The organism is Rhodococcus sp. KBW08 (assembly GCF_003852455.1).
Classification (GTDB): Bacteria; Actinomycetota; Actinomycetes; order Mycobacteriales; family Mycobacteriaceae; genus Rhodococcus_F; species Rhodococcus_F baikonurensis.
In genome coordinates this window covers 1-18,141 of the sequence record NZ_QAJJ01000059.1, presented here as the reverse complement: position 1 = coordinate 18,141, position 18,141 = coordinate 1, and the positions used below count along the sequence as shown (strand labels likewise).

At 61.8% G+C, this 18,141-nt stretch carries 20 protein-coding genes and 1 riboswitch; of the genes, 11 read left to right on the top strand and 9 right to left on the bottom strand.

Annotated features, from left to right (window positions below; translation table 11 throughout):
- Positions 1-95: 95 nt before the first annotated feature.
- Positions 96-311 carry a BldC family transcriptional regulator gene (locus DBV08_RS32035; RefSeq protein ID WP_095971307.1) on the bottom strand — a complete coding sequence of 72 codons (216 nt, stop codon included), beginning with the start codon at positions 309-311 and terminating at the stop codon, positions 96-98.
- 111 nt (positions 312-422) lie between these two features.
- Here DBV08_RS32035 and DBV08_RS32030 point away from each other — a divergent pair, with 111 nt between their 5' ends.
- Positions 423-830 carry a RidA family protein gene (locus tag DBV08_RS32030; protein WP_095971308.1) on the top strand — a complete coding sequence of 136 codons (408 nt, stop codon included), beginning with the start codon at positions 423-425 and terminating at the stop codon, positions 828-830.
- Positions 831-852: 22 nt separating this feature from the next.
- On the opposite strand, the gene DBV08_RS32025 is transcribed toward DBV08_RS32030, so the two are convergent.
- On the bottom strand, positions 853-1,122 hold the full coding sequence (locus DBV08_RS32025; protein WP_007734706.1) for a DUF4235 domain-containing protein: 270 nt from the start codon (positions 1,120-1,122) through the stop codon (positions 853-855).
- A gap of 188 nt (positions 1,123-1,310) precedes the next feature.
- Here DBV08_RS32025 and DBV08_RS32020 point away from each other — a divergent pair, with 188 nt between their 5' ends.
- Positions 1,311-1,526 carry a hypothetical protein gene (locus tag DBV08_RS32020; protein WP_095971309.1) on the top strand — a complete coding sequence of 72 codons (216 nt, stop codon included), beginning with the start codon at positions 1,311-1,313 and terminating at the stop codon, positions 1,524-1,526.
- A gap of 7 nt (positions 1,527-1,533) precedes the next feature.
- On the opposite strand, the gene DBV08_RS32015 is transcribed toward DBV08_RS32020, so the two are convergent.
- The 4 genes from DBV08_RS32015 to DBV08_RS32005 form a co-directional block, all read right to left on the bottom strand.
- The gene (locus DBV08_RS32015; RefSeq protein ID WP_095971466.1) at positions 1,534-2,691 is read right to left on the bottom strand and encodes an AI-2E family transporter; all 1,158 of its coding nucleotides are present in this window, start codon (positions 2,689-2,691) and stop codon (positions 1,534-1,536) included.
- 64 nt (positions 2,692-2,755) lie between these two features.
- Positions 2,756-3,232 carry a hypothetical protein gene (locus tag DBV08_RS32010; protein ID WP_003945539.1) on the bottom strand — a complete coding sequence of 159 codons (477 nt, stop codon included), beginning with the start codon at positions 3,230-3,232 and terminating at the stop codon, positions 2,756-2,758.
- A 136-nt stretch (positions 3,233-3,368) separates the two neighbouring features.
- Positions 3,369-3,524 carry a DUF6131 family protein gene (locus DBV08_RS32530; RefSeq protein WP_003945564.1) on the bottom strand — a complete coding sequence of 52 codons (156 nt, stop codon included), beginning with the start codon at positions 3,522-3,524 and terminating at the stop codon, positions 3,369-3,371.
- A gap of 164 nt (positions 3,525-3,688) precedes the next feature.
- Complete coding sequence (locus DBV08_RS32005; RefSeq protein ID WP_095971467.1) at positions 3,689-4,090, bottom strand: nuclear transport factor 2 family protein; 402 nt, start codon at positions 4,088-4,090, stop codon at positions 3,689-3,691.
- Between the two features lie 100 nt (positions 4,091-4,190).
- Between DBV08_RS32005 and DBV08_RS32000 the strand changes: the two genes are divergently transcribed.
- Positions 4,191-5,546, top strand: a complete 1,356-nt coding sequence (locus tag DBV08_RS32000; protein ID WP_095971310.1) for a DUF1254 domain-containing protein — start codon at positions 4,191-4,193, stop codon at positions 5,544-5,546.
- A 52-nt stretch (positions 5,547-5,598) separates the two neighbouring features.
- Here DBV08_RS32000 and DBV08_RS31995 read toward each other — a convergent pair whose 3' ends face one another.
- Complete coding sequence (locus tag DBV08_RS31995; protein ID WP_095971311.1) at positions 5,599-6,390, bottom strand: SDR family NAD(P)-dependent oxidoreductase; 792 nt, start codon at positions 6,388-6,390, stop codon at positions 5,599-5,601.
- 479 nt (positions 6,391-6,869) lie between these two features.
- Here DBV08_RS31995 and DBV08_RS31990 point away from each other — a divergent pair, with 479 nt between their 5' ends.
- From DBV08_RS31990 to DBV08_RS31970, 5 genes are all read left to right on the top strand, one after another.
- Positions 6,870-7,727 (top strand): siderophore-interacting protein, encoded by an 858-nt coding sequence (locus DBV08_RS31990; protein ID WP_095971312.1) that lies wholly within the window; start codon positions 6,870-6,872, stop codon positions 7,725-7,727.
- Positions 7,728-7,767: 40 nt separating this feature from the next.
- Positions 7,768-7,949, top strand: a riboswitch (cobalamin riboswitch).
- Positions 7,950-8,006: 57 nt separating this feature from the next.
- The gene (locus tag DBV08_RS31985) at positions 8,007-9,020 is read left to right on the top strand and encodes an ABC transporter substrate-binding protein (RefSeq protein ID WP_095971313.1); all 1,014 of its coding nucleotides are present in this window, start codon (positions 8,007-8,009) and stop codon (positions 9,018-9,020) included.
- Positions 9,021-9,773 carry a trans-aconitate 2-methyltransferase gene (locus tag DBV08_RS31980; RefSeq protein WP_095971314.1) on the top strand — a complete coding sequence of 251 codons (753 nt, stop codon included), beginning with the start codon at positions 9,021-9,023 and terminating at the stop codon, positions 9,771-9,773.
- Entirely contained in the window at positions 9,770-10,810 is a 1,041-nt protein-coding gene (locus tag DBV08_RS31975; RefSeq protein ID WP_095971315.1) for an iron ABC transporter permease, read from the top strand. The genes DBV08_RS31980 and DBV08_RS31975 overlap by 4 nt, the downstream gene beginning before the upstream one ends.
- Positions 10,807-11,580, top strand: coding sequence for an ABC transporter ATP-binding protein (locus DBV08_RS31970; RefSeq protein ID WP_095971316.1), 774 nt, complete (start codon positions 10,807-10,809; stop codon positions 11,578-11,580). Before DBV08_RS31975 ends, DBV08_RS31970 begins: the two co-directional genes overlap by 4 nt.
- 15 nt (positions 11,581-11,595) lie before the next feature.
- Here DBV08_RS31970 and DBV08_RS31965 read toward each other — a convergent pair whose 3' ends face one another.
- Positions 11,596-13,956, bottom strand: a complete 2,361-nt coding sequence (locus DBV08_RS31965; protein ID WP_124570133.1) for an arylsulfatase — start codon at positions 13,954-13,956, stop codon at positions 11,596-11,598.
- 177 nt (positions 13,957-14,133) lie between these two features.
- Here DBV08_RS31965 and DBV08_RS31960 point away from each other — a divergent pair, with 177 nt between their 5' ends.
- The 3 genes from DBV08_RS31960 to DBV08_RS31950 are packed head-to-tail and all read left to right on the top strand — an operon-like array spanning position 14,134 to position 16,459.
- A complete protein-coding gene (locus tag DBV08_RS31960; protein ID WP_095971468.1) occupies positions 14,134-15,111 on the top strand; it encodes an HAD family phosphatase in 978 nt (325 codons plus the stop codon).
- 12 nt (positions 15,112-15,123) lie between these two features.
- Positions 15,124-15,990, top strand: coding sequence for a hypothetical protein (locus DBV08_RS31955; protein ID WP_095971318.1), 867 nt, complete (start codon positions 15,124-15,126; stop codon positions 15,988-15,990).
- Between the two features lie 55 nt (positions 15,991-16,045).
- Entirely contained in the window at positions 16,046-16,459 is a 414-nt protein-coding gene (locus tag DBV08_RS31950) for a PPOX class F420-dependent oxidoreductase (protein ID WP_095971319.1), read from the top strand.
- An 18-nt stretch (positions 16,460-16,477) separates the two neighbouring features.
- Here the strand turns inward: DBV08_RS31950 and DBV08_RS31945 are convergent, their stop codons facing one another.
- Positions 16,478-17,854, bottom strand: coding sequence for a wax ester/triacylglycerol synthase family O-acyltransferase (locus DBV08_RS31945; RefSeq protein ID WP_095971320.1), 1,377 nt, complete (start codon positions 17,852-17,854; stop codon positions 16,478-16,480).
- Positions 17,855-18,141 lie beyond the last annotated feature (287 nt).

The window sequence follows — 18,141 nt, the reverse complement described above, 5'->3', positions numbered from 1 at the left end:
ATCATCCGCGTCCCCAAGGTGTAATCAGTTCCTGCTGACCAGACAGGTCGCCGAGCCCTCATCGTGCTCGGCGACCTGTCTGCTTCACGCCGGAGTCACGTCGGATCGAGTGTCGTCGAGCGGTTACGCAACAACTTCTCGATCTCCGACCGTCGGTATCTCCGATGTCCGCCAAGCGTTCTCAGCGTTCCGACTTTGCCCTCCCTCGCCCATCTCGATACCGTCGTCCGGTCGACGTGGAACAGTGCCGCAACCTGTTTGGTCGTCAGCCACTCGTCGACTGGCGCTGTGTGCTCTTCTTCTCGGCTCATTGACAGGCATTCGTAGCCGCAGCCCGGATGGACGGGTCCGATAACGAATTGGCTACCCCAGGTGCGCTGTGAAAGACTGGCTGCAAAACTTTACTATTCCTTGGGGAAACTATGTCGAAGTCGGTAACTCTGATCCGTTCCACATCACTCTCTTTGGTCGCTGAATATGCTTATGCAGCAACGGCTCCCACCGAAGCCAGACTGATCTTCCTCGCAGGATCTTGCCCGTTGAACGAGGACGGCTCTACTGCCGCCGTCGGCGATTACGCGGGGCAAGCAGCCAAGGCCGTCGACAACCTGAGAACAGCTCTCTCGGACGCCGGCGCGTCGATCACCGATGTGATCAACACCCGCGTTCTGGTGGCGTCGAGCAGTCAAGAAGACCTCGTTGCAGCGTGGGAGGTAGTCCGCGACGCGTTCGGCGATCATGACGCCCCGAGCACTCTGATGGGCGTGACCGTTCTCGGCTACGACGATCAGTTGGTCGAGATCGAGGCCATCGCGGCCGTCGTCGACTGAACTCGAACCGAACCGGACGTTCCTACCGGGGATCTTCGTGAGCCAGCGCCTGGTAGCCCTTTGCCCCCGCACGATCGACTGCGGCTCGCACAACAGCGAAGATGGCCCCCTGTAGGGCTGCGGCGATCAGGACTTCCTTGCTCGACCTGCTCAAGTCTTTCGGCTCGGGCGCATTCTTGTCGTCACCGATGCGCTTCCACACCTGCTGGAAGACGGCACCGGCCAAAATGCCGCCGAGGACGCTCGTCGCCAGTGAGAGTGGCTTGTACATCGCTTTCGATACTGCGCTCATTGCGCGGATCCTCCATGGTTCGATTCCTACCGCCTGAGCGGGCTGACCGACTCTCACTACCCCGCAGGCGAACTGTCGAAACATTGCACCGGCGCGCCGCGAAGTCGACTGTCGCACGTTATGTTCCACGGGTTTGCCACTTCGCGGGCCGGGTAGGATCGTCTTAGCGAAAGAAGGTTGTGTAAGTCATGGAAAACTACAGAATCGAACTACCGGACGGTACAACGGTGATGGAAGATTTCGTCTCGGATCGCGCCGCAATCGCATACGCGGTCGATCTGAATCACGGGTGCAGCGAGAAAGTATCGGTATTCCGTATCACCGACGAAGGGGAAACCATCCCGACTCGGATGTGCCCCAAGCCGAATCCCGGTTCGCGGCGTCGCGCGCGAAGCGCCCGATAGAGGCCGGTCAAGAAGCGTCGAGGCGGGGGAAGAGCGTTTCTCTTGCGAGCAGCAGCAGGGCCGCAGCAACCGGAATCGCCAGCAACGCACCGACAATACCGAGCAGCGCTCCGCCCAACAGAACCGCGACAACGGTCACCAGCGCCGGGACCGCCACTGTCTTCCCGATGATCTTCGGAACAAGCAGGTAGTCCTCGAGCAGGCGTAACGCGATGAAGAACGCAACTGTCGCCAATGCCGTTGGGACAGAGACTGTCAGGGAGACCAAGGCGACGATGACCCCTGCGATCGTGGAACCGACTATCGGGATCAGATCGAGCAGGGCGACCAGCAGCGCCAGTATCAACGGGTACGGCACGTCGAAGATCAACAACCATGCGAAGGTACATCCTGCGGTGATCACGGAGATCAGAACATTGCCGAGGACGTACCCACCCACGCCTGCCAGTATCTGATCACCGATGGCGATTGCTCGTGGCCGCCGCGAATGTGGCACCAACCGATACAGATTCGTGCGGATTCGTGGATAGTCGATCAAGAAGTACGTGGTCAGTACAGCAACGATTCCGGCGTCGGCGACTGCGCTGAACACCGCCCGCCCGGCACCGAGCAAACCCGTTGCGAGCGCAGAACCCGAACCGTCCAGTTGCGTGGTGAGGTGCTGCTCGAGGTGATACTTCTCGTCGAGGTCGCTGACGATGGGATACCGGTCCCGAATGTGCGTCAGAAGTTCTGGAGCGTGCGATGCGAACTGACGCCCCTGCTCGACCAGCGGGGTGATCGCAGCAACGAGAAACAGCGCCAACATCACGGCAATCCCGAACAGCACCACGGTGACCGCGATCCAGCGTCGGAAATTTCTCCGCTCCAGCCAGACGATCACCGGTTCTATGCCCACCGCGAGAAACAGGGCCACCACGATCAGGATCAGCATGCCTCGCGCCGCAAGCAGCACTTCGATCACCGCGTAAGTCACGGCAACTCCGGCAGCGGCGGTCAGACCGATGAAGAACGGTGAACGACGATCGAACCTCGGTCCGGGTTCACCCAGCGGCCGGACGGGCGTCGCCAATGCGGCGGCTTCGCGTTCGGCCACCGCCATCGGATCCGGAGCTTGGACTTCGCTTTCGGGGTCGGGTGACGTGTCCGCGGAATTGGGATCCATCCAAGCCACCTCACGATCCGCGCGACTTCCCGGCTCGAGGGTGAGTACCCGTGCCGTAGTCGGATCAACCTCGAGGCTTCTCCGCTCCACTTCGTGTCAGCGCGAGCCCGGTTCCCACAACTCCGATGATCGACACAGCGATGGCGATGCTCGGCCAGCCGTCACTCTGCCAGTAGACGTCGTCGAGAGTGATCAGTAACGCGGCCTCGTCGACGATGAGTCCGAGCGCAATGCCCAACGCGATGCCCATCCATGTTCGTGCGCGAGGGCTTCGGTCGACGAGTCCGAAGATCGCCACCCCCGCCAACAGGAGAATTCCCCACAAGTAGTGGTGCAGATGAGTGCCGCCGGCACTGATGTCGCCGACATCCCTGGTGTCGATCTGGATCAACCACGTCACCAGACGTGCTCCGCCGAACGTCAGCGTGAAGGCCACCCACGCCAACACCAAACCGCGACGTGATTCGTCAACTTGATTCCATCTGCGAGGGAATCTGAATCTCTCGGCAGATTTCTCTTCGTCATGATCTCGAGAAAGCATGCTTCATGTTTACCCGACGCCGATCAGAGTGATGATTTCGGGTAGAGACACCGAAAAGCTATTGAAGAACGAAAAAGCGGTACTCGATCTCCGAAGAGACCAAGTACCGCCTTCTCAGCTACTCGCCCAGTATCGATCAATACCAGACTTTTCGTCCGCCCACTGCACGCCCGGTAGCACCGAGGATGGACAAAACTGCACCTACGACGACCAAGATGATGCCGACGGTGGTCAGAATACTCAACCCCGTGAAGAAGCCGATCAACGCCAGAATAATGCCGAGAACAATCATGTGAGAACCTCATCCGGTATGCGTATAAAAATGATCTACTCATCTGACGCTACTACAAAAACGTCACATTCTATAAATCCGATAATTGACGTCGTAAATACTGAACTCGTATTACTACCCAATAGTCTCGACGTTAAAACATCAGCGTTTCTTCGCATTCTCGTTCACGGTTCCGCGTCCTCGATCTTCGCCTCGACCGCCGGCGTGATGTGGCTCAACACGCAGCGCCAGCGACCTTCTCGCCGGGCGAACACGTCGGTGGTCCACTCGTCGGCGTCGTACTGCCTGCCGTCGTAGTGCGCAGTATTGGTGATCCGTGTGGTGAACAGTGCAACGTCACCGAAGAAGCGCACGCGAGCGTTCCCGACACGGTCCATCGCCGAATGAGTCAGGTCGCCTGAGGCCACGAAGGCCAGAAACTCCGCTTTGGTCGAGACCCCCGATTCCGAAACGATGACCCAGTCGTCGGTCATGAAGTCGCCGATCCGTTCGGCGTCGTTCGAGCACATCGCGACGTTCCATTCGTCTGCGGTCGCCGTCAACGCCGCTTTCTCCTGATCCGACATGTCCACTCCCTCCCCGCCGTCACCCCTTGCGGGTGATGCCGCGACGACAGGGTTCCCGCAAGGTGGACCTCGAACCGACGTGAACGACGAGAGGGCAGCGATGACCGACACCACCCGCACCGAGCTTGCAGCTCAGGCGTACATCTACGGCTTTCCCCTCGTTTTCAATCTCGACCAGGTCAATCGGTACGTTCACGACGGTGTCGGGGCAAACCCGGCCGCACCTTTCAACACCTTCAGCCACGCCCGCACGCTCGCCGGCCCGGCCGACACCTTCGTCACGATCAACAACGACACCGTGTATTCGATGGCGCAGATCGACCTCTCGGTCGGCCCTGTCGCGCTGCACGTCCCCGATACCGATGGCCGTTACTACGTCCTCCAATTCGTCGACGCCTGGACGAACAATTTCGCTTACGTCGGGCACCGTGCCACCGGCACCAAGAGCGGAGACTTCCTTCTCGTCCCGCCCACCTGGACCGGAACCCCGGCGGCCCAGACCACGGTGATCAGATTTCCCACGACTGTTGCATCAATCGTCGGCCGGTGGGCGTGCGGTGGCGACGACGACCTCCCCGCCGTGCACGCCTTGCAGGACGCCACCACCCTGACCGTCGTCGACTCCGCCGGGGCGCCGCCAGGTCTCCCGGTCCCCGACTCCGAAGTCAGCCAGGACCTCCTGTTCCTCGAGAAACTCCGCATCTGGTCGCAGGCCTTTCCGCCTGCCCCGCGCGACCGAGAGCTGCAGGATTCGTTCTCGGCGATCGGAATCGACGAGCGCGGACCCTCGCCCTACACCTCACCGTCTGCCGACTCGCTGTCTGACGACGAGGCAGCCGCACTCGCCGACGGATTGAGGATCGGTGAGAAGAACTTGCTCGAGGCCCTCACCAAAGGCTCCAGCCCCGAAGTCAACGGATGGAAGCTCACCTTCCACGCTTTCGACTACAACCTCGATTACTTCGAGGTCGGCGCAATCGACGATCCACAATTCAAAATCGCCGATCCCAGGTTGCGCATCGTCGAACGTGCCGCGGCGGCCAAGGGCGGGCTCTGGGGCAACCATCCCTACGAAGCGGCGTACATCATGACCTACGTCGACGATCAGAGAGAGCAACTGAACGGAACCCACACCTACACAATCAGACTCGACCCCACTCCGCCGGTGAGCGCGTTCTGGTCGTTGACGATGTACTCGGTGCCCGACTTCTTCCTCGTGGCAAACCCGGTCGACCGATACTCGATCGGCGACCGCACTCCAGGTGTCGTCCACGACCCCGACGGTGCGTTGACGATCACGATCAGCCACGAGGAGCCGAAAGATGCCACAGCGAAAGCGAACTGGCTCCCCTCCCCGCCCGGAGACTTCCGACCGGTCCTGAGAATGTACGAGCCTTCGCCCGCCGTACTCGATCAGTCCTACGTCGTCCCCGCTATCACTCGCTCGCGAGAATGACGGCTCGCGTCTGACGGCCTGCCCTGGGGCAGGCCGTCAGACGGACGCAGAATCAGGCGTGTGTGCCGCCGTCGACCCGGATCTCCGTGCCGGTGATGAAAGCACCATCCTCGGAAGCCAGCATCGCGATAACTCCCGCAACACTTTCCGGCCCCGCCATGGGGGCGCCGCCGGACTCCAGATCAGTGCTCAGAATCGGCGACAGCTTGCCGAAGAGCGACCAGTCGGTGTCCTCCGGCAGATACGACGCCGTTGTGTCGGTGATCCCGCTCTTCACACTGCCCGGAGCTACCGCGACGGCGCGCAGACCTTGCTTGCCGTATTCGAGAGCCAGTGCGTGAGTGAAGGACTGGATTCCTCCCTTACTTGCCGCATATGCGGCCATGTACGGGTGCGCGAAGGCTGCGGAGGTGGAGCTGAAATTCACCACTACTGCGTTGCCCGTGGCCAGGAGAGCTGGCAGTGCCTGACGAGTGACGAGGAAGGTGCCGGTCAAGTTCACGGAGATCACCTGATTCCACAGCTCCAGCGAGGTCTCGTGGGTATGCCCGCCGCGCAGTATCCCGGCAGCGTTGACCAGTACATCCAACCCGCCGAGGGCCGAAATCGCTTGACCCACAGCCTTGATGACGGAACCCTCGTCACCGATATCGACGACGACGGTGTCGAGACGGTCGGCCGTCAAGGCGTGTTCGGCCGATTTCCGGGTGTCCGCCAAACCCGCCTCGGAGATGTCTGCAGCGACCACACGGCCACCTTCGGCGAGCAACCGCAGCGCGGTGGCCTGCCCGATTCCAGATCCTGCGCCGGTGACGAGAATACGACGACCTTCGAAACGATTCATTGCTGAGTACCTTTCACGAAAACGAGTTGGTTGGTAATCCAGGCTCGGCGGCGCCGACACACAACCACCCGACACAGAACTTCGGTACGGGAAAAGCGCAGCACGGCAACAGGTGTGGTGCTGCGAAGTCACGGCAAGGCGATGCCCGCCGCAGTGGCGAATGTCAGACGGATCCGGCCGGTACGGCCAATGCTCTTTCGATCCAGACGAGACCGGAGGGGCGGCGGTCGATCGCCTTGCGCCCCCGTCGGAAAGTCGCTACGCCAAATCGGGCCGTGCGCAGTGCACGGCCGGAAGCGAGAGAACAGCGGCGTATGGACATCACGAGCACGGTAGCAGTGCGAGTACAAATCGCTCAAACGCGTTGTTCGCGGCGCTAGTTCACTCAGGTAATCAGATGTCACTTCTGGACAAATCTGCCGACTTAGGCAGTACTAACCTGATGGCATCTCGAAAACCCGATCCAGGAGCAACAGTCGATGACACATGCAGACGCCACGAGCACAACAACTCCCCCGACGACCGTCCTACGCACCGCTGACCACAATCGCGGGCTCAACGACGTTCGCGCGGTCGTCGAAGCACTGGAGCGACCGAGCGACCATCTGCTGCGGATCACGGCTCGTTTGACGGAGTCGACCGACGATCCGGCCTGGTCACGCCCGAACGTCACCGTACGCATGAATCTCGGGCCTTCCTTCGACGACGCTTCGCGCGTATACACGGTGCGTTCCCACGATTCCGCCGCCGGATCGATCGTCATCGACGTGGTCCTGCACGGGCATACCAGCCCGATGATGAGGTGGGCAGCAACATTGACCGTCGGTGACACCTTCGACCTCACCGGTCCTCGACCACACTTCTTGGTCCCCGACGTTCCAGGTCGACGGATCGCACTTTTTCTGGACGGCACCGCAATACCTGCGCTGTACTCGATCATCGAGCAGCTACCTACCGACGTCGTCGGAATCGGCTGGGTCACAACAGATGACGAGGTCGCATTCGACGAACTTCCCACCCTCCCCGGCCTGGAACTTCATCGCGTGAGCGCCGATCCCGCCGAGTCCGACGGCCCTCTGACAGCACGAGCACGCGAGCTCGCCGATCCCGAGAGTTACGTCGTGTGGGGAGCCGGTGAACGCAACGAGATGCGCTCAATCCGGAAGCACTTTCGATCGACCGTCGGACTCGACAAAGACGACGTCGCGATATTCGGATACTGGAAGCACGGCGTCAGCAACACCGAAATCGACCTCCGCCGGCGCGAGAACTACGAGCGCATCCTCGCCGACGGTGGAACCCTGACCGACATCGACGACCTGGCGATCGAGATCTGATCGCCCTCACCGGCCGACCTGACCGGCTGTGCACTGCGGTGATAAGTTCCTCTGTGCCAGCAGACCTCCACACAGGGGGTCAGGGAATCCGGTGTGAATCCGGAACTGACGCGCAGCGGTGAGGGTGACCGCCCGGGCTTACGCCACTGGATGAGAATCTGGGAAGGCGCTCGGGTGGAGTGATCTCGAGTCCGAATACCGGCTGGCAGCAGGGGCCAACAGGCGCCTGTTCACACGGTAACGGGCTCCGCGAACGAGCCCCTGCGAGAACGAGATTCCATGCGTCTGTCTACACTTCGCGTATCCGCCGCTGCCGTCGCGGCTCTGTTGGGTGCATCGTTGGTTGCCTGTTCCTCCGAAGACAGTGCTGCCGAACAATCCAACTCTTCCGAACGATCCGGCGCCACTGTTCAGAACTGTGGCCGAGACGTCACGGTGGAGCGACCGATCGAACGAGCGATCGCGGTAAATCAGCCTGCCGCCGAGATGCTGTTCGCGCTGGGGGTGCAGGACCGGATGGCCGGCTACGCCATGAGCGATGACGATGTCCTCCCCGAACTGCGTGAGGCGCGCGGTCAGGTCCAGGCCTTCGACACCGAGTTCCCGTCATTCGAGAGTGTCCTCGAACGCGAACCGGACATGGTTTACACGACTTTCAATTACACGTTCACTTCGGAGGGCATCGCCGACCGAACCAAGTTCACTGACCTCGGTGTCGCGACATATCAGTCACCCAGTGAGTGCACCGGCCAGGACGCAGAGCAGAACAAGGCCCTCACACTCGACGACCTGTATGACGAAATCGGGGACGTGGCAACACTGTTCGACGTCCAGGACAAAGGTGTCGAGCTGACCGAGAGTTTGAAGGATCGCGCGGCCACCGCCACGGCGTCACTGGGAGCCGAGAATGTGACACTGGCGTGGTGGTACGCAGCCACCAAGACCCCGTACTTCGCCGGGTGCTGCGGCGCACCGGGAATCATGACCGACGCGGTGGGCGCAAAGAACGCCTTCGACGACAACAAGCAGTACTGGCCCGAAATCGGTTGGGAGAGTGTGCTCGACCGGGACCCCACCGTGCTGGTGCTCGCTGATCTCGACCGCGGCGGAGACGGCGACAGTGCGGCGGCCAAGATCGCGTTCCTCGAATCGGACCCGGTAGCCAGCAAGCTCACCGCAGTGAAGAACAAGCGATACATCATCCTCGAAGGCACGACGATGGATCCCTCGATCCGCAACGTCGGTGGCATCGAACAGCTCTCCGACGGCCTGCGCCGGTTGGGCGTGGTCTAGATGTCCACGGAAGTCAGCGAACTGGTGCGTCAATGGGACGACCAGCAGGCGGCATACATCGCCGATCGCGAGAAGCGCTTCGACGTGATTCTCGACGTTCTCGAATTGCAGTACGCGCACGCTCCGTTCACAGTCGTCGACCTGGCCTGCGGACCTGGTTCGTTGAGCGTCCGGATCCTCGAGAAGTTCGGGCACGCGAGCGTTGTGGGGATCGACTACGACCCGATGTTGCTGGAAGTCGCCCGCCAGTCGTCGACTCGTTTCGGCGACCGAATGCAGCTGGTCGACGCAGACCTGCTGAGTACCGATTGGCCGACTTCGGTGACTGCGCCGGTTCAGGCGATCGTGTCGACGACCGCGCTGCACTGGTTGCAACCGCAGCAGCTCGTCGAGGTGTACCGGCAGTGCCGCGAACTGCTGAGCCCCGACGGCGTTCTGCTCAACGGTGATCACTTTCGCTTCGATGGTCGCTCCCCTGTCATCGGACGGTGGGCGAAGGCACACGACGAGCAGACACAACGCTCCGCTTTTGCTGCCGGGGCTCCCGAGTGGGACAGCTGGTGGGACGAGTTGCGGGCCACCCCCGGGATCGGGGCACTGACCGACGAGCGTGAGCGCAGATTCGCCGGTCGCGACGCCACCGCGCCCACCGCCGTCGATTTCCAATTGGCGGCGCTCGCGCAAGCAGGTTTCCGGGAGTCGGGTACGGTCTGGCAACTGTTCGACGACTACGTGGTCTACGGCGTGAGATGACGACAAGAGTTCGGCTGCGTGACAACCCGACTGCCGTCAGCCTGCTGTGGGTGATCGGTGTTGTCACGCTGGCCGGGTCGGCCGCCGTGGCGATCACGTTGGGGCCGGCGGGCCTGTCGGTCGGTGAGGTGACCTCGATCGTCGTCGGGCACCTCGGAGGTACCGCGGCGGACGTCACACCTATCCGCGACGGCATCGTGTGGGATCTCCGTCTGCCGCGTACTCTGCTCGCCGCGCTCTGCGGTGCCGGTCTCGGGTTGTGTGGAGCGATCATGCAGTCGCTGCTTCGCAATCCACTGGCCGATCCGTTTGTCCTCGGCATCTCGTCCGGCGCCTCGACCGGTGCCGTACTGATCGTGATCCTCGGAGTGGGGTCGGGAGTGATCGGACTGTCGAGCGGCGCCTTCATCGGCGCGGTGATCTCCTTTGCCCTTGTGCTGCTGCTCGCCCACGCGGCCGGCGGCACGCCGGATCGGGTGATCCTGGCCGGCGTCGCCGCGACCCAACTGTTCTCCGCGCTCACCTCGTTCATCGTCATCACCTCGGCCGATCCCGAGCAGACCCGCGGTGTGATGTTCTGGCTCCTGGGCTCACTCGGTGGCGCCGACTGGCTCGACGTCGCGCTCTGCGCTGCAGTGGTCGCAGTCGGCCTCGTGGTCTGTCTGACTCACTCCCGCGCACTCGACGCCTTCGCCTTCGGTGAGGACGCGGCGGCGTCACTGGGAGTGAACGTGTGGCGGGTGCGCGTGACCCTGTTGTTGGCTACAGCTTTGATGACCGCGGTGATCGTGAGCGTCGCAGGCGCCATCGGCTTCGTGGGCCTCGTCCTCCCTCATGCGGCACGGGCCCTCGTCGGGTCGAACCACCGCCGACTCCTGCCCGCGTCTGCACTGATCGGCTCCATCTTCCTGGTCTGGGTCGACGCTGTGGCACGCACAGCCATTGCACCGCAGGAACTCCCGGCCGGCGTGGTGACCGCACTGGTCGGTGTGCCTGCGTTCGCCGTCATCCTCTGGAGACGGAAGGCCAGGCCATGACACTCGAAGCAACCGGTGTCAGCTGGCGGGTCGGCGAGGCGCTCATAGTCGACGACCTCGACGTGTCCCCCATCGTCGGAAGCACGGTAGGACTCCTCGGCCCCAATGGCTCGGGCAAGTCGACACTGCTGAAACTGCTTGCCGGGCAGAACCGTCCGACGTCCGGTGTGGTGGCTCTGGACCGAACTCCGTTGCCTGACTGGAAACGCCGCGATGTCGCGCGTCGGATTGCCACCGTCGATCAGCACAGCAACACCGAGATCGACCTGACGGTAGCCGAGGTCGTCGAACTCGGACGCACACCGCATCGTGGACTGTGGGGCGGGCAGTCGGATTCCGACCGCGACGCCGTCCGCGCTGCGATCGAACACACCGATCTCGGCGGCATGCTGGACCGTTCGTGGCACACGCTCTCGGGTGGGGAGCGCCAACGCGTCCAGATCGCGCGCGCCCTCGCTCAGGAACCTCACGAGCTGCTACTCGACGAGCCGACCAATCACCTGGACATCAACCACCAACTCGAATTGCTCGCGCTCGTGCGACGCCTGCCCACCACCACGATCATGGCTTTGCACGATCTGAATCTGGCCGCCATGTTCTGCGATTCGATAGTGATGCTGAACCGTGGATCCATCGTGGCCCACGGAAGCCCGACACAGGTCCTCACCGCCGACCTGATAGCCGAGGTCTACCAGGTCGACGCCGAGGTCCGCTTGGACGGCCCCGGCGGCATACCCACCGTGAGATACCTTCCACCCAGCTCGGATTAGACGCGCTCGGATCTGTCATTCACGCGAGAGCATCGCCACTGCTTCGCGTTCGAGGTCGACGTACGGTTCACCACTGACGTCGATCGCCACCCGGTTGAGCGTTCCACCGGTAAACGCCCAAGGTGACGTACCCGGGTAGTCGTCGGTCACAGGCTCCCCGCTGTCACGGCCTGCGTTGAGCCCTTCGCCGCCGCCGATGCTGAACTTGCCTGGCTGAGTGCGGATTCTGCCCTCACCGACTTTCCGGTCGCCGTAGTAGAGACCGAGCACCCCGTGCGCAGTGCCCGGCGGGTCCTCACCTTCCTTCTCGAAAGTTGCTGCCAAGATCACGTTTTCGCCGATCGGAAGGTCTTCGGTGGCATCGATCTTCTGCTGTTCACTGCCGAGGAAGTTGTACACGTAATGCAGTCGGTTGTCCTTGACGTACAGCGAATGACCACCGAACCTGCCGCCATGCGAGAACAGCACGCCGGCCGCACCCGGTTCGGCCAAGTCGACAACTGCTCCGATCGAAAAGGAACGATTACGAAGGTTGACGGCGACGGCCTCCGGTACCTCGGCTCCTCCTGGACGGTAGACGTACCGGTTGCGCGGCGGAGCGAGCTGGGGGCGAGGCGTGGTGAGGAGTTCGACACCGGACCGATCGTCCAGTGGCAGAGCTTGATTGGCACCGGCCTCGTGGAACCACAACCCCACGAGCTCGGCCAGCCTGCCGGGTTCTTCATCCGCAAGGTTCCGGAGCTCGGCTCGGTCGACCTCCGTGTGGTAGAGCTCCCAGGTGTCTTCCGAGAAATGGCCCCACCCGCTCAGAGTCGGGTGCGTGGTGACGGCCTTCCAGCCGTCATGCCAAATCCCTCGTCCTCCGAGCATCGAATAGAACTGGGTGTGCTTGGCGGTGGGGATGTTGCCGGCGTCGAAGCTGTACCGCATGCTCACGCCTTGGATCGGGTGCTGGGTGTATCCCTTCACCGTGTCGGGCAAGTCGACGCCGACGCAGTCGAGCAGAGTCGGGACGACGTCGATAGCGTGGTGGTACTGATCTCGAATCTCACCACGGGCGTCGATGCCTTCCGGCCACGAGATGATGCAGGGGTCGCAGGTTCCACCGTTGAACGAGTACCGCTTCCACATCTTGAATGGAGTGTTGAACGCCATCGCCCACCCGTTGGGGTAGTGATTGTATGTCTCGGTGCTGCCCAACTCGTCCAGCTTTGACAGGTTCTCGGCGAGGTCGTCGGGTACGCCGTTCGCAATCTTGTTCTCGTTGACGGATCCGTCGGGTCCGCCTTCACCGCTGGCACCGTTGTCGGAGACCACCACGATGATCGTGTTGTCGAGCTGCTCGATTTCTTCGAGGTATTCGAGCAGGCGTCCGATCTGATCGTCGCAGTGCGAGAGGAAGCCCGCGTACACCTCCGCCATCCGTGAGAACAGTCGTTGCTCGTCAGCGGAGAGAGTGTCCCAGGGACGGGTGAAATCCAGCGGCGGGAACGGTTCGCCGTCAGGTCCGGTGCGGGTGTCAGGAGTGCCTATCGGGTTGAGTGAGGGCAGAGTCGTGTCGTTCGGGACGAGTCCCATTTCCTTCTGCCTCGCCAGAATCTCATCACGCATGGCTTCGTACCCCGCGTCGAACCTTCCTGCGTAGCGATCGGCCCATTCACGGGGTGCATGATGCGGAGCGTGTGCGCACCCGGGGGCGTAGTAGAGAAATACCGGCCGTTCCGGAGCTATCGACTTCACGTCACCGATGTACTCGAGCGCCCGGTCTGTGATGTCGACACTGAAGTGGTATCCCTCTTCCGGCGTCGACGGCTGTTCGACGGGATGGTTGTCGTGAACGAGGTCGGGATACCACTGATTGGTCTCGGCACCGAGGAAGCCGTAGAACCGCTCGAATCCGCGACCGACCGGCCAATTCCTTTTCGTGGAAGCAAGATTCATCTCGTCTTCGGCACAGAGGTGCCATTTGCCGACCATCGCGGTACTGAACCCCTGCTCGACCAGAACCTCGGCGAGCGTGGCACATTCAGGAGGGATGTGACCGTTCCCGCCGGGAAACCCGACCGCGCACTCACTGATGCAAGCCATTCCGTTGGTCGTGTGGTTACGGCCGGTGAGCAGACACGATCGCGTCGGTGAGCACAGCGCTGTGGTGTGCCACTGCCCGTACCGCAATCCGTTGCCCGCGATGCGGTCGATGTTCGGCGTCTCGATCGGTCCCCCGTAGCAACCCAAGGCGCCGAATCCGACGTCGTCGAGAACGATGTAGAGAATGTTCGGCGTGCCGGCGGCAGCCTTCGGCTGCTCGTATGGGCTCCAGTCGGGAATCGAATCGCGAATATCGAGGTTGACGACGCCTTTGAATGCGTTGGCCATGACCTGGCTCCTTGTAGGTGATCTGAATGCCAGCCTCTACGGCTGCATGGTCAATCGCATACCCCGATTGTGCTCACCGAAGCGCTGTCGCCCGAAATGGGCGATGCCATCTTCGGCAGGAAGTCCGAGTATGAGAGTGCCGGGTTTGTCATCACCTCACTGGAAGCCAGGGACCACATGAACAGTCACTTCGTCGAACCCTCCGACTCCGGTAGCCGTGACCCGCTTCCGAGCTGGCAGGACGGCACGGCGAAACACGCCATCCTGCAATTCGTCGAACGCGTGACAGGGGCGGGAAGTCCGGACGAAATCGCACCGGAAGACAGGATCGCGGTCTTCGACAACGACGGAACACTGTGGTGTGAGAAACCGATGCCGATCCAGCTCGACTTCATCTTGCGCCGCCTCGTCGAGATGACCGCCCAGGATCCGACACTCCGCGGTCGTCAACCGTGGCAAGCGGCGTTCGAACAGGACTACGCCTGGTTGAACGATGTGATCTCCAAGCACTATCGAGGCGACGACAGCGCACTGAAGGTGCTCGCGGCCGGTGTCCTGGCTGCATTCGCCGAAGTCACGGTCGACGAATTCGAGAACCACGCCGATACCTTCCTGCGCACCGCCTCGCATCCCACACTCGGCCACCAGTATCTGCACTGCAACTATTCGCCCATGGTGCAGTTGCTCGATTACCTTGCAGCCAAGGGATTCTCCAACTACATAGTGTCCGGCGGCGGACGTGACTTCATGCGGCCGATCAGCCAGGAGGTCTACGGCATCCCCCGAGAACGCGTCATCGGCAGCGGCGTGGCACTGACGTGGAAGGACGACGGTCACAGCGGCACGATCCTTCGTCAGCCTCAAACGGATGTCGTCGACGACGGGCCGGCCAAGCCCGTCCAGATCTGGAACCGAATCGGTCGACGACCTGTTCTCGCGGCCGGAAACAGCAACGGTGACGTACCTATGTTGAAGTTCGCCGACCACCCGAACATTCCGGCACTTCGCCTTCTCGTGCTCCATGACGATCCGGAACGCGAGTTCGACTACGTGGACGGGGCCGAGCACGCGCTCGACACCTCGCGCACAAACGGGTGGACCGTGGTGAGTATCAGAAACGACTGGAAGACAGTCTTCGAACCACCCGCCGAATGACAGTATGGATACGTGACCCTCGATGATGTCGCCGACGAACTGTACGGCCTCGACCCCGGCGAGTTCGTCGAGGCGCGTACGAAGCATGCGAAGGCTGCGCGGGAGGGCAACGACCGCGCACTGGCCACGGCTATCGGAAAACTTCGAAAGCCGACCACCGTGGGCTGGTTGGTCAATCTCATTTCGCGCGATCTGCCTGAAGAGCTGGAAGCACTTCTCGCGCTTGGTGAATCGTTACGCGACGCCCAGCGACATCTCTCGGGCGCGGACCTGCGCAAACTGACGACACAGAGGCAGCAGGTGGTGCGCAGCCTCGCCCACAAATCCGGTGAGATCGCGGCCTCACGGGGAAAGAGTGTCGGTGAGGATGCATTACGTGATGTCGCGCAGACTCTCAATGCCGCCCTTGCCGACGAGGAGACCGCCGAGTTGGTCCGACTCGGACGAGTTGTGACCGCTGCCAGTTACAGCGGCTTCGGACCGGCGGGACTTGCTGTGGTGAAAGGGAAATCGCAGCAGCACGCCCCGAAGGAACCAGCAGAAGTACCGCAGACTCCGAAGACGAAGACTCCGGATGTCGAGGCCGAACGTGCCAGGGTAAAAGCAGAATTGAAGGAAGCCAGGGCAGGCGTCGAGAAGGTCCGACGACGGGTCAAGGCCGAGACCGCCCAGCTCGAGGATGCCAGGTCGAAGCTGTCCGACCTCGACCGTCGCATCGAGGAACTCCGCGCCGATCTCGAACACGCAGAACAGGAACGACAGTTCGCCGAGAACACCGAGAAGGCTGCCGGCGTCGCGGTTCGGGAATCCGAGGAGGAACTTCGCGAGGCCGAGCGCCGGGTCGAAGAGGCAGAAGAGAGCCTCGACGAGATGGAATGAGTTGTACGTTCGGAGACCTTGACCTCTACAGCTGTTCAGGTTCTAGCGTGGTTTCATGACAATGACCCGTATCGAACTCGACTACCTGGCCACACAGACTCTCGGACGCCTGGCAACGGTTCAACGGAATGGAACGCTGCAAGTCAGTCCGGTCGGGTTCCACTACAACCCGGATGCAGCCACGATCGACATCAGCGGCTACAACATGACTGGCAGCCGTAAGTTTCGCAATGTCGCGGAGAACGGGCGGGTCGCCTTCGTCGTGGACGACATTGCATCTGTACACCCATGGCGGGTCAGGTGCGTCGAAATCCGCGGACGAGCAGAGGCTTTGGACGCTACGGCTGCTGCTGCGCATGGTCTCGACGCACCGATCATCCGTATCCACCCCGAACGCATCATCAGCTTCGGCCTGGACGACAAGGAGTTGGACGTCCACCAGTTGGTTGTGAACGGACGTGACGTCTGAATGCCCGAATGGAATCGATCAGCCTGCGGCGGCTTCGAGTTCACTCAGTGATTCCTCGAGGTGGCCCAGGAGTCGCTGCAGGTGCGGCACATTGCGGCGGCAGCCGACGAGCCCGAACTGCATGGTGTCCGCGTAGCCGATGACGGTGATGTTCATTGCCTGCCCGTCCAGCGGAATCGATGCCGGATAGCAACTCTCGAGCTTCGCACCGTTCCAGTATCGCGTCGTCGTCGGACCGGGGACGTTGGAAATCACCAGGTTGAACACTGGACGCCCAGTGATCAATCGGGAGGAACCAGGGATCAGCGGTAGCCCGAGACCGGCAACGTTCAACGCGCTCAGCGCCGTGATCTGAAGGGGCGTCAGGCCTGACATCAGGGACTTGGCGCTACTCATCGAGTCGTGAATTCTCTGTAGTCGGGCCGCCGGATCCGCCAATTCGGTTGCCAGATCACACAACACCGCACCTACGGCATTGCCGGAAGCCTCACCGTCTTCGCCTTTACGAAGAGATACCGGCACCATCGCGATCAATGGCTTGTCCGGCAACGCATCCAGTTCGATCAAGTATCGCCGCAGCGCGCCGGCGCACATTGCCAACACCGCATCGTTGAGAGTCACGTCTGCAACGCAGCTGACCTTGCGCAGGCGCTCGATCGGCCACGACTGCGCCGCGACACGCCTCGCTCCGGTGATCGGGACGTTGAAGATCGATTTCGGAGCAGCAAACGGCAACGGTGCGACGTGGTCCTTCACTGCCGAGGCAGCCGCGTTCACTATCGCTGGGCCCACCCCGACCACATCTTGCACGGTCTCGATCACGGAGCCCACCCGCCTTTGCAGGTCCAGCCCGCGATTCGCCCGGACCCGCCCCGAAGAAGGTCGCTGCGCCCACGGAGGCATCGAATGTCGATCGAGCGGATCCGACGAGAGGCTGCGGTACCACGCCTGAACAGCAGACACACCATCCATGAGCGCATGGTGCGTCTTCATGTACACGGCAACTCGGCCGTCGGCGAGACCTTCGATCACGTACGCCTCCCACAGCGGCCGATGCCGATCGAGCAGCGTGCCGTGGAGCATCGAGGTCAACTCCAACAATTCGCGGACTCGACCCGGTTTGGGCAGTGCGAGCAACCGGACGTGATATTCGAGATCGACGTCCTGGTCCTCCGTCCAACGCACCGGCGCGAAGTTCGACAAGAACTGCACCGGCTTGCGGCGGAACAGGGGGCGGATCGAGTCGACATCGGTGAGCGAACGGTAGAGCGACCTGGCGAATTCGCCGTCATCCCCTTCCGGCGGAACGAACAGAGACAGGCCACCGACGTGCATGGGGTGCTCCCGCGACTCCATCAGCAGGAACATCGAGTCGAGCGGCAGCATCAGCGTCATGTCGATCCGTTCTCTCGGGCAGCTGTCCGGAGTACCGATCAGCCGCTGTTCGACAAAGTTACTCGCCCTGACTTCGCACATTGGCGATTCGCGAGTTAGTGATGAGACACGGAGCACTGCAACAAATTTCAAAGCACATGACCACAGGTAGTAACTGAGCCGATCGCACTAATACTTTTGTCGGATTTGTTGCAAATTGTCTGTACATCCAAGTCACACGTGACTACCGTCACTTATCATCACTAATCCGACTGGTCGGTTGCCTTCGAAGGAGAAATACATGTCCC